General features: G+C 37.3%; 7 protein-coding genes and 1 pseudogene. 3 read left to right on the top strand and 5 right to left on the bottom strand.

The window, feature by feature from the left end; translation table 11 throughout:
• Window positions 1-36: 36 nt before the first annotated feature.
• The 4 genes from IP023_RS12765 to IP023_RS12750 all read right to left on the bottom strand — a co-directional run bounded on the left by IP023_RS12765 (window position 37) and on the right by IP023_RS12750 (window position 6477).
• On the bottom strand, window positions 37-1464 hold the full coding sequence (locus IP023_RS12765; protein ID WP_241790779.1) for a Y4yA family PLP-dependent enzyme: 1428 nt from the start codon (window positions 1462-1464) through the stop codon (window positions 37-39).
• 22 nt (window positions 1465-1486) lie between these two features.
• Window positions 1487-3301: an FAD/NAD(P)-binding protein gene (locus IP023_RS12760; RefSeq protein ID WP_241790778.1), complete on the bottom strand. Its 1815-nt coding sequence runs from the start codon at window positions 3299-3301 to the stop codon at window positions 1487-1489.
• Window positions 3298-4272, bottom strand: a complete 975-nt coding sequence (gene sbnA, locus IP023_RS12755) for a 2,3-diaminopropionate biosynthesis protein SbnA (RefSeq protein WP_241790777.1) — start codon at window positions 4270-4272, stop codon at window positions 3298-3300. Before sbnA ends, IP023_RS12760 begins: the two co-directional genes overlap by 4 nt.
• 87 nt (window positions 4273-4359) lie before the next feature.
• Complete coding sequence (locus IP023_RS12750) at window positions 4360-6477, bottom strand: catalase (RefSeq protein WP_241790776.1); 2118 nt, start codon at window positions 6475-6477, stop codon at window positions 4360-4362.
• Between the two features lie 284 nt (window positions 6478-6761).
• Between IP023_RS12750 and IP023_RS12745 the strand changes: the two are divergent.
• From IP023_RS12745 to nhaA, 3 genes and pseudogenes are all read left to right on the top strand, one after another.
• Window positions 6762-7664, top strand: a pseudogene (locus IP023_RS12745) (IS3 family transposase).
• 459 nt (window positions 7665-8123) lie between these two features.
• Window positions 8124-9554, top strand: coding sequence for an alanine/glycine:cation symporter family protein (locus IP023_RS12740; protein WP_241790775.1), 1431 nt, complete (start codon window positions 8124-8126; stop codon window positions 9552-9554).
• Between the two features lie 8 nt (window positions 9555-9562).
• Complete coding sequence (nhaA, locus tag IP023_RS12735) at window positions 9563-10738, top strand: Na+/H+ antiporter NhaA (RefSeq protein ID WP_241790774.1); 1176 nt, start codon at window positions 9563-9565, stop codon at window positions 10736-10738.
• A 205-nt stretch (window positions 10739-10943) separates the two neighbouring features.
• Here nhaA and IP023_RS12730 read toward each other — a convergent pair.
• A protein-coding gene (locus IP023_RS12730) for an IS3 family transposase (protein ID WP_394801855.1) occupies window positions 10944-12301 on the bottom strand; the annotation gives its coding sequence in 2 pieces (ribosomal slippage) (window positions 10944-11986 and window positions 11986-12301; 1359 coding nt in all).
• Between the last annotated feature and the right edge of the window lie 255 nt (window positions 12302-12556).

The raw sequence follows: 12556 nt of genomic DNA, 5'->3' as shown, positions 1-12556 counted from the left end.
TAAAATCAATAACTCATCTATTGATGAGATAAAGCTTTATATTTTTAAACCATCGCAAAAATAAAGAACATTCCCTACAACTACCAAATTCTTCGCCAGCTCAAACAAATGTGCTTCTGATTCAAAAAAATGCATCATATACCCGGCTGTATTCGGAAAAATAAGGAGATCACCTACTTGCGGAAACTGCGAAAAGGCAAGCTTACGTTTCAAGATCAATTCCTGCTCCAGGCAATAGGATCCGACAAGGTATCCTTCACAATAATCCGTATTTTCGAGGTTTTCTGTTTGTGGAATATGAATTGGATCCAACAAAAAATCGGCACTGGAACTGCGAAGCTGTGTGCGGTTCATTTCCAGCCCAAACAACCAATTTCCGTCTGAATCCTTTTTACGAAATGCAACTTTGGCTACCGTTATACCACATTGGTCGAGTAAAGAGCGCCCCGGTTCCATTCGTAATTCTATGTTGCGTTTTCTGAGCAACTCAAAAAGTGGCTGTTGCTGCGTTGAAGAAATGGAAGTTAATATGGATTTTAGAAAATCGGTTTTGTGGAGCTCATTATAATAAGGATAGACCGTAGGTTCACCATATAGCTGATTGTTTAGCTTGATCATTCCCAGCGCATCGTTCTGATACGTAATAGGTTCTCTTTCATCCAAAACGGCACGTTTGAGTTCACGGTGAAAATTTTCCCATTCGAATTTGTCGGACAGATAATTCATCAAAAATCCGCCGCCGATGTCCAGCGATTCGGTATTGATCCCTTGTTCATACAATCGGTCTATGAGCTCCAAAGATTGCTCGATGGCAGTTACACGTTGCTCCACCGAATAGCCGTTTAGGTGAAAATGCAATCCCGAAAATCGTAACAAAGGTTCTTCCTTGCGAATTTTCTGAATAAACAAAAAGGCTTCTTCCGAAGTAAATCCGAATCGGGTGGGTAAGGTCTTTCCTTCGAAATGGAAACTTCCCAAACGAACATTGACCGTGATTTCCTTTTGCTTGTCCCGGACAATTTGTTGCAACAAATCCCATTCGTCCATGTTGTCCAATACCACCGTTATCTGATGCTCAACTGCCAATTCAAGTAATTGTCTGTTTTTTACAGCAGCCGTCAAAATGAGGTCTTTCGGGGCGATGCCCGCATCCAAACATTGTTTCAGTTCTCGGAAACTGGCGGTATCAGCTCCTTGTCCCTGTTTTGAAGCTGCAAGTGGGAAAACAATGCATTTGTTGGCTTTTCGGGCAAAGAAGATTTTGTATTTCAGTCCAAATTTTTGGAATACCTCCTGATAAGCCTGTATATTCTCCCCGAAAGGTGCCAAAGAATGTACATTGATCGGAGATCCGTGCTCTTCTATCGCGGAAAGCAGCAATTCAGGATGTCCTATTAGTTCTTTTATCCAAGGATGTAATAATGGCGTTAAAGGAAGATGTTGTATGTGTTGATTGGTGCTCATTTACAATTATTTCTAATAGTTTTCAATTATGATTCGCTAGAATTTTGCGGTGTTGTTCCAAAGTATCGGTTGCCCAATTTGATGCAAGATTGTTTTTTTTACGAGACAAGGTATCGTTATCCAACAAAAATCCTTCTGTATTACTGCCGTACACATAAAGCGGAATATCTTTTTCATAATTCAGTGCTTTTCCGTTGGCATTTATCCATATGCAACCGGGTCGGTAGCTATCATTTTGATAAGGTTCGACCAACTTATTCTTCCATAAATTTTGATATAGCTCGGAATTGCTCAGCGATAAATTCGGGCGGGCAATACGTGCATCGACAATAAAATCCACATTTTCCCGGTTTTCTTTGGATTGCAATATAAACTGATTTTGTTCTTTATAATACGTTAAATCCACACCTGCTTTCCATTGAACTTGAATAATGCCTGCTGCCATCAATGCTTTTATTTTTTTCATATTTTCAATCGGTGGTCCGTAACTGGTTCTACAAAATGCCCCAAACAATTCCGTATCCAAAAATTTATGAGATTCACCAGTAAAACCTCCTGCCCGATAGATATTTGATATTAATGGTGAGGCTTCCCGCCAAACCGAAGCGGCAGCCATCAATGGACTTTGTAATTCGCCTTTTTCGGCTTCGGCAATTAGTGATTCCACATAACAGACATACGATTCCTGTAGCTTTCCTACCTTTGGAATCTGTGGAAACAATAAATCCTGATAGCTGAATCGGTCCTTTTCTGGCAGCGAGAGTATATAGGCTTCTACATCACTTGCCTCACGGGTTTGGAGCTGCGTGCTGTAATAAGCGAAATTCAACTCCCTTTCCAACCAAGGAAATAGTTCGGTTCTGAAATCTATTTTTCTCTGCTTTAGAATGGTTTGTATTTCATCAAACCATTTTTCATTCAGATAATGAAGCTTATAGGTATTTTCTCCATAGATTGGTCCACGAGGCATAATAGGCAGTTGATTCCGGGAAAAGGGGAACAAAATAGATTCTTTTCCGCTGGGAATATAGTTATCCGCTTTATCAAAGAGACCTCCTCTTCCTTCGGTCAGTTGCAAAGCAACATCAATAAATGTCAATCCCCAACCAATAATGCCTACCTTTTTCTTAGGTGGAATTTTATCTAAAACCTGAACGGGATAAGCTGCGGTCAAATAATTTTCAGGAATGGAATTTTCCTGAAAGTCGATCATTGGAAAATTGCGGTAACAATGTCCCGTGGTAAGTAAAACGTTGTCCAACCAGAAGTCACCATTATCCGTTTGAATCCATAATTTTCCCTCGGAATTTGATTCTATATTTCGGACTTTTTCAGGAATGAGTCTTAATTGGATGTTTTCGGGTCTTGAACCAATGACCTGCATCGTAACATACTGCAAATAATGACCCACCAAAGCCCTGGAAGCAAAATCCGTAGGCTTAACTTCCCTTTTATCCGTCTTGAATTTTTGAATCCAATCCATCATATTCAAATAGTTTTTTGATGAATTTTTAGTTCTATCCCAAGCATCTACGTGACCGATACAATAGTTGATGAGCAAATAGTCAGGTTGGTCTACTTGATAGTTCGGACCACATCCAAAATTTTCCGTATCGTTAAACCACAGAATTTGCCAATTGCCTGATATTTTTTCCTCTTTTATACGACTAAACAATTCCTCCAAAGCGTATAAGCCCTTCGGACCTCCACCTACGATGCCTACTTTAAATATCGAATCACTACCCGGTACAAAATCTGATTGCCGATGGATCTGTTTATGGATAAAATCTTTTTCCTGACCAGGTTCCGATGCTATATGTATGGATTTCCAAATCACTTTTCCAATGAATTAAATTGTTGGTTAACCCAATATTCGGAATAAATGGTGTTCAGATATCGTTCGCCGTTATCGGCAAAAATGGCTACTACGCTACTGTTGTCTGGGATGTCGAGCAATTTTTTTTCTATAGCCTTTACTACAGCTCCTGAAGAGCCACCTGCCAATATGCTTTCGGTTTTCAGCAAATGATGGCACCCTTCTACGGATTCCCTGTCCGAAATCATGATTACATCTTCTACCTGCTCTAGATTTAAAAAGTTAGAAGGGTGACTGGCACCCATTCCGGGAATGATTCTCTTATTTGGTTTGTCACCAAAAATCACACTTCCAACAGCATCTACGGCAATTATTTTGGTAAGGGCGTTGTGCTTAAGGATCGCATCGCCCAATCCACGTAATGTGCCACATGTACTGGTAGATACAAAGATATAGTCAGGTTCCTTTCTCAGGCTGTTTAAGATTTCCAGAAAGGTTTGCTCGTGTGCCGAAGGATTGTCCATATTGTGGTATTGATCCGGCCAAAAGCTATTGGGAATTTCCTGTAGCAACTCCTGTACTTTACCTAATCGTGTTTTGAGATATCCGCCATTTCCATCGTGCTTATCGACTGTGATAATTTCCGCCTCGAAGGCTTTTAAGATATTGACGGTTAAAGTATTGATATGAGGATCCGTCACGAGTATCAAACGCAAGCCGAAATAATGACATATTCGAGCCAGCCCAATACCCATATTACCTGAAGTGGATTCTATAATGGTCGTATTATCGCTCACAATACCTTTGTCCATTGCATTCTTTAGAATATTGAATGCTGTACGGTCCTTTATGCTTCCTCCGGGGTTAAACATTTCCAATTTCCCATACAATTGTACCTTTGAATCGCAAAAAACACGATTCAAAGGTATCAATGGCGTATTCCCAATACAACTTAAAATTCCAGAATGTTGTACTATTTTTATCTTATCCATAGGAGATAGATTTTAGTTAATTTGATAGTCCACCTCTGTGAGTTGCCCGGAGCAATATTAATCAATCATATATAGGTAAAACAAATTCTAAGCCGGAACTTTTCTCGGTTTTTCCCTATCCCAGACACGATGACCTTTCATTGCTGTAATGAAATCATTGATCAGGTCTTTTGTGCTTTCCAATATCACGCCCTGGTCTTCTTTAACTAAAGTTTCCTTGATAAGCTCTTCAGCCTCTTTGGCAAAAGCAATGGCTTTACAATGGCGAAAACCTTCATTAATGAATTGTATGTAATCGGGATTGTCCGCTAATTTCTTTACAGAATCGCCATCGGGTGTATAAAAAGCATCATATAAAACAGACGAATCTGTGAGGTACGAATGTTGTACATCTTCTGTTCCACCTTCTTTAAACTGCAGCTTTCCTACATGTGAAGCAATCAGTACGGCTTGAGCCCCTTCTTTTTCCAAGGCTTTTTTCATCCTGTCCACAGAGGTTTTACTAACCCCATCATCTACTAAAAAGGCTACTTTACGGGTTTCTATCGTTCCTTCTCCGGGCGTAATTTTCATACTGAGAGCTTCTGATTTTTCTACCTCGGGCTTTTTCGGTTTGATCGGATATTCCGGATGATTCTGGCGGGCAAACTTCAAAGTTAATTCATCCAGTTCTTTAGGAGGTGTCAAGTTTAAATTATCACCTACCTTCTTCGCTAAATCCTTATCAACTTGGTTCAAAATAGCCAATTCTCTTCGGCGGATGTTCACATCATCTACCTTGGATAATTCAAAACTCAAAGCACTGATAATATGTTCCTGTTCTTCGGGGCTTTGAGAATGAAAGAACAAGCGTGCCTGTGTAAAATGATCTGCGAACGAATCTGAACGCGCCCTCACTTTTGACGCATCAATAGCTTGTCTATGTGATTGGAAACCTGTTGTTTTTCCCTTAAGCATGGCATGATAGGGGCAGCCCTCAGCCTTGCTGTTTGGGAAATAACTGACTGCTCCCTTTAGAATATCCATCCGTCCGAAACCGTCCTTCTGATTATTATGCTTTCCGTTAATCGGTCTGTTGATCGGAAGTTCATGGAAATTCGGCCCACCGAGCCTATAATTTTGTGTATCCATATACGAGAAAATCCTTCCTTGCAGAAGTGGGTCGTCGGATATATCAATTCCGGGAACCAGTCTTCCAGGGTCGAAGGCCACCTGTTCGGTTTCTGCAAAGAAATTTTCAGGATTTTGGTTCAAGGTCATCGTTCCGATGATTTTTACCGGAACCAATTCTTCCGGGATAATTTTGGTGGGGTCCAAAATATCGAACGAAAACTTCAGCTCGTCTTCCTCGGGAATCAATTGTACACCTAAATCCCACTGTGGAAAATCACCATTTTCAATTGCTTCCCATAAATCTCGGCGATGAAAATCAGCATCAAAACCTGAAATTTTCTGTGCTTCGTTCCACGCTACGGAATGTACGCCCAAACGGGGTTTCCAGTGGAATTTTACGAAAGTGGATTTTCCTTCATCATTGACAAATTTGAAGGTGTGTACGCCAAACCCTTCCATCATTCTAAGGCTTCGTGGAATAGCCCTGTCCGACATTACCCACATAATCATGTGTGCAGATTCGGGCATCAGCGAAATAAAATCCCAAAACGTATTGTGAGCAGAAGCTGCCTGTGGCATTTCATTATTTGGCTCGGGTTTTACTGCATGTACTAAATCAGGGAAATTCATGGCGTCCTGTATGAAGAATACCGGAATATTGTTTCCAACCAAATCGTAATTCCCTTCTTCGGTATAGAACTTGACAGAAAACCCTCTCACATCTCTGGCAAGGTCTGTTGAACCTTTAAATCCTGCTACAGTAGAAAAGCGGGTAAAAACAGGTGTCTTTGTTCCTTTTTTTAAAAAAGCAGCAGTGGTATATTCGGATAAATCGCCTGTTGCCTCAAATAGACCGTGCGCTGCCGAACCACGAGCATGTACTACGCGTTCCGGAATACGTTCCCGGTCGAAATGTGCCATTTTGTCGAAATAGATATGATCTTGTTGTAAAGATGGGCCTCTATTTCCTGCTTTTAGCGTGTTATTGTTGTCGTAAACTGGCACACCATCATTGGTCGTCAATACCTTTTGATCGTTGTCTGTCAAATGCTGGCCAAGCTGATCTGTTTTTACATTTTTTGCTTTTTCCATAGCCTGTAGTTTTATGATTGTTTATACTAATTATTTTAAAAAATCAACCCCCAAAAGATTATATATAACATTAAATAATAAGTTTTGTTTGAGTTATTGTTGTTTTAACACAGTATGTTAAATAATTATAACAATAAACTTTGGCGCATTTTGATAAATTCAAGGCTGCTAATTTTAGAAAAAAAGGTAAAGCAGATTATGTAGTGTTAACATGCATGCGTTATATGGTGTGTCTACTTTTGTTGTGACGAATTACTTGAGTTAGAAATTAATATATTTGAAGAATGGCAGCACAGTATGCCAATGAATTCAAGCTGATAGTAACGGAGCTATATAAATCTGGAATAAAGACAAAACATATCAGTGATGACTACGCTATCAATGATAGCATGATTAGTCGATGGAGCCAAGAATATCATTCCAAGTCTGGTGATTACTTCAAATAAAAGGAATTATCTATTGAGGAGCCACAGTTGAAAGATTTAAGTAAGCAATTAAAGGATGTAACCGAAGAGCGAGATATACTAAAAAAGGCAGTAGCCATCTGATTTAAGAGAGCTTTAGAGTTAAAAAATGTGGAACGCGGAGGGCTTATTTATTCTAGTTCTTATGTAGGAGTACTGATGAAGAAAATGGGATTTAAAAGTGTCTTGAGAAGAAAGTTTACAACAACTACCGATTCAATACATTCTTTTCCAATAGCGGGAAATGTGCTGGATTGAAGTTTTGAAAGTCTAGAAATAGGTGAAAGGTCGGTATCTAATATTACCTACATAAGAGTGAATGATAGAGGGAGTTCTTTGACTAAAATTATTGATTTTGCGGATATAAAAGTTATTGTATGGTCTTTAAAAAGCGTTATGACGACCAAGAATACATTCCTTAAAGCTTGGTTACCAGCTAGAGTAAGCAGTGATATTCAACAAGGACTCATTGTTCATTCAGATCGCTGCATCCAGTATGCTTAAAATTAAATGAGGTACAATGCAGTAGCCGAAACTTTCTTTAATACAATAAAGTAGGAGCGGCTATATAGATTCAAATACATCTCCTCTGAACAATTATCTGATGCTATTGCTTTGTATATAAACTCGTATAATACGAAAATAATATATTGCATTCTTGGCTATCGAACTCCTTTGGAAATCGAAATCAAATTAAAGTGTTTAATTAAAAAGTTGGCTTGAAAGAATTAATCCTAAAAATATTAGGTAGTCCAGATCTTACATGATCCCCTATTGATTCAAGTATGAGATGCTAAGTTCTCCGTAATTATAAATAAAAAAGCCTTCTCTTTTGGAGAATGCTTTTTTGTACCCATGTCCGAACAATTCTCAAAATTTTTCCTTGACGATTTGAAGAGAATCGAAGATTTGTTTTAGAAAGTTGTTTTTTGAAATTAAATATATTTGTACTTTATCCAACTAAATTGGACACTGAAGTCTACTTTACTAAAGGTGAATTTAGTCACTTGTAGAAGTAACATTTTTAAAGATATTAGTTGAAAAAAATAATAAGAACATTTAAAAATTGCTATTATTGATAATTAAGTTGTAGATATATAGATATAATCTATGCGATAATTCTAAATACAATAGAAGGTTTTATATACCTTAGTTGGCTGTATATATCATACCTAATATCAAATGCAGCAAATAATAGATTTTGTTTATAAAATAGTTTGGTCTGACGCGTTAGTTTTTCTTTGTTTAATTACAGGAATTTTCTTCACGATTAGATTTCGATTTCCCCAATTTACCCATCTAAAGCAGATGGTATCTTTATTATTTAAGGGGACTAGTTCTTCTACAGGTATTTCTTCTTTCCAAGCTTTTTCCTTAGCCGTTTCAGGTCGTGTAGGTACGGGTAATATAGCAGGTGTCGCTACAGCTATTGGTATGGGAGGTCCAGGTGCTATTTTTTGGATGTGGGTTATAGCTCTATTAGGTAGTGCTTCTGCGATAGTGGAATCCACCTTAGGACAAATGTATAAAGAAGTAAAAGATGGACAATACCGAGGAGGACCAGCTTTTTATATTTTGAAGGGATTAAATAATAAGATTTTCGCATGGGCTTTTGCTATAGTTACCATTATTTCGACTGGTTTTCTTTTACCTAGTGTTCAAAGTAATAGTATTACATTAGCAATTGAGTCTGCATTTCATATATCACCTTATGCTATTGCAATCTCTTTATGCTTATTATTAGCCTTTATCATTTGGGGAGGGGTAAGTAGAATAAGTAAGATTGCTGAATATGTAGTGCCTTTAATGGCAGGATTATACATCATCATGGCGCTAATAATAATTGCTTTAAACTACGCACAAATTCCCAGTGTATTTGCTCTAATTTTTAAGTCAGCCTTGAATATAGATTCTACCTTTGGCGCTATAGTAGGTAGTGCAATTGCTTGGGGAGTTAAAAGAGGTATTTATAGTAATGAAGCGGGGCAGGGAACAGCTCCTCATGCAGCCGCAGCCGCAGAAGTTTCTCATCCTATTAAGCAGGGGCTTGTACAAGGTTTTTCAGTGTACGTCGATACGCTTTTTGTGTGTACAGCTACGGCTCTTATGATTATATTTACTGGCCAATATAATGTCGTAAATCCTGAAGGAGGCTTTATTGTCCAGAATCTTCATTCTAATGTAGAAATGGGGCCTGCATTTACACAGTATGCTGTTGCTCATCATTTTCCCTTAATAGGCTCCTCATTTGTAGCGATTGCACTAACTTTTTTCGCATTTACAACGATAATGGCTTATTACTATATCGCGGAGACTAATATTAGTTTTATCCAATCGAGAGGATCTAGTAAATTACTACTAAATGGCTTACGTGTCCTTATACTCCTGTCTGTATTTATAGGTTGTATAAGCTCTGCAAAAATGGCATGGGATCTTGGTGATATCGGAGTCGGATTAATGGCTTGGTTGAACTTAATCGCTATTCTGTTATTGCATCGTAAGGTGTTAGTCCTTTATCAAGATTATAATACACAGTATAAAGTGGGGAAAGACCCCAAATATAATAATTCAAAATACAATTTTCCAAATATGGATTTTTGGAATAAAAACTAATGTATCTTATGTCACAATTAATTAATTTGAATGTCTTTAAAGACTTCTTTAAGTCTAGTAATGCAGGCGGAATTTTACTTTTTATATGCGTTATCCTTTCATTACTTATCGCGAACTCTCCTTTAGCAATCTCCTTGCAAGAATTCCTTGACCTAAAAGTAGGCTATGAAAGTGCTAGTATACATCTAAATTATTCCATTCTTCTATGGATAAATGATGGTTTAATGGCGATCTTTTTTCTATTGGTAGGTTTAGAGATTAAAAGAGAAATTGTAGAAGGAGAGCTATCATCTCCTAAGAAAGCATCTCTACCGATACTTTGTGCTGTAGGGGGCGCTATTGTTCCTGCCATTATATATTTAGGGCTTAATGCCGGTCAAACCACGAGTTCAGGTTGGGGAATACCAATGGCAACAGATATTGCATTTGCTTTGGCTGTAATCAATCTTTTAGGAAACAGAATTCCTTCAAGTTTGAAAATATTTTTAGCAGCACTTGCTATAGTAGATGACTTGATTGCCATATTAGTGATCGCATTCTTTTACTCTTCGGGTATTGAAGTTTCTTATTTAATGTATGCTGGAATAGGTTTGGTAGTACTTATTCTAATGAATAGATTTAATGTTCTTAACCCTTATCTGTATTTAATTCCTGGAGTATTTATTTGGTATTTTATTCACCATTCTGGTATTCATGCAACTATAGCAGGAGTACTTGTTGCAATGACATTACCAACGAATGATACAAATCTAGAATCTCCTCTAGAGCGTTTAGAGCATGCCTTAGTTAAACCGGTGAATTTTATAATTATACCATTATTCGCATTCGCAAACACGAATATAACGTTAGAATCTACTATGGTTTCAGGTTTGATTTCAGATCTAGGTTTAGGTATTGCATTAGGTTTACTACTCGGAAAGCCAGTTGGTATATTATTAGTGTCATATATTTGTACCAAATTAAGGGTAAGTTCCTTACCAGAGGGCTCGTCTTGGGGACATATTTTAGGAGTAGGTTTATTAGCAGGTATAGGGTTTACGATGTCTATATTTATCGCTATACTCTCATTTAATGATCCTACAAATATTGCAGAAGCTAAACTAAGTATATTAATCACGTCATTAATAGCAGGTATAGTTGGTTATTTAGTGTTAAGAAGCAACCAGGGTAAATCAGTTAATTAGCGTTTTGAAATAGCTCATACTTTTTATAATAAAGGCCTCTATAAATTTTCATTTAGAGGCCTTTTTTATTTCTGAAGGAGTTTTTAGTCTCAAAAAAGTTTAGTATACCAAGATGTAAAAAAGTGTTTGGAGGAAATATACACATCATGTACGTCATCAAACTAAATTGGACACTTATGTCTATCTCCTTAAGGAGAGATTGTTGTCATAAATTTAGTAATTTTTGTTGATTATACAATTGCCTTCTATTCTGAATAGAATTCATTTTGACCTGTTTTCTTTTTCTTAGAATTTGATCTGTTCTACCGAAATAGACATCAGCAGGTGTTAAATTTTTCAGTGATTCATGATAACGTTTTTCATTATAATTGTCTACAAATTCTGTTAAAGCTTCGATGAGCTGCTCGGGATGATAAAAATGATTGAGTTTGACTACATTTTTCATCGTCCGATGATATCGTTCAATTTTCCCTTGAGTCTGTGGATGCATTGGTCTTCCGTGCACTTGTTTCATCTTCATATCGCTTTTAAGATAAGTTTTCAGTTCGTTTGACACGTAGCAAGCTCCGTTATCCGATAGTAATTTCGGTTTCGCTTTCGACTTCAATTTTGCTTTAGCTATTGCTGTATCTACTGTCCTTTTTACATCCTCAGCTTTCATCGAGTCACATAATTCCCAATGAATAATATAGCGGCTAAAATCGTCCAAAACAGTACTCAAATAGTACCATCCCCAGCCAATAATCTTGAAATAAGTGAAATCCGTCTGCCACATTTGATGCACAAATGCTGTTTTATCTTTGAACTCATTAGCTGCTGAAATAAGAAAATGATTGGGTGCAGGAATCAAATCTCTTTGTTTTAGTATCCTATAAACACTTGATTCAGAAATAAAAACACCTTGTTCATCTGTTATTTTGTAAGCTAATTCTCTTGAAGACAACTCGGTATGTTCCAATGCAATCTCTACAACTAAATCCTTTTGCTCCTGCGGAATACTATTCCACTGTCTACGAATACTTCTTTTTGTTGATTCCAAGCCATCATAGCCATTTTTGAGGTAATTCTGATACCATTTATAAAAGGTACTTCGGGCAATTCCAAAGCTATCCAAAGTTGGTTTCACACCGATTTCACTCCGTGTGACTGCTTGAATGATTTCGTATTTTTCGCCTGCTGATAATCGCATATATTTCCTGTATTTATGGATTAATCCAGCATGTCTGAACTTTTTTTTACGATATCGTAACGAAGAACTAGATCGGCTACAATTTCTTTCAATCGAGCATTTTCTTTCTTCAAATCAGAGACCTCATCACTGGTTGCTTCTCGAGTAATATCACCTGAAAGACGTTTTTTTCCCGCTTCCATAAACTCTTTGTTCCATGAATAAAATTGAGATTGCACAATATTGTGCTTTCGACAGAGTTCGGCTACAGAAGTTTCTGCTCGTAAACCTTCCATAACGATTAAAATCTTTTGCTCTGAAGTGAAAATACGACGGGTGTGTTTTCGAATGTCTTTGACAAATTTTTCAGTGCTCTTTTTCTTTGGAGTTTCCATAATTAAATTTAATGTTTTTAATGAAAACCCTCCTTAAGATTATAACTTTAACGGATCATGTACAAAAGTTGTGGATTAGATAAAAAAATCTGAGATTTATGTTTTGATATTTGATATAAATGCACGACTCGTTTAAGGCTTTAATGCCATTGATTATTCCGGAGGGAGTTTCTGATTATTTTGAAATGACCCATTATACTAAAGAAGATAAAAGACTTGACATCTTTCTAGAAGAACTAAACCTTATACCTGAAG

Origin of the sequence: Sphingobacterium rhinopitheci, assembly GCF_022627575.1 — a bacterium.
GTDB lineage: Bacteria > Bacteroidota > Bacteroidia > Sphingobacteriales > Sphingobacteriaceae > Sphingobacterium > Sphingobacterium rhinopitheci.
The sequence above is the reverse complement of the archived record's forward strand: the minus strand, read 5'-3'. Positions and strand labels throughout refer to the sequence as shown.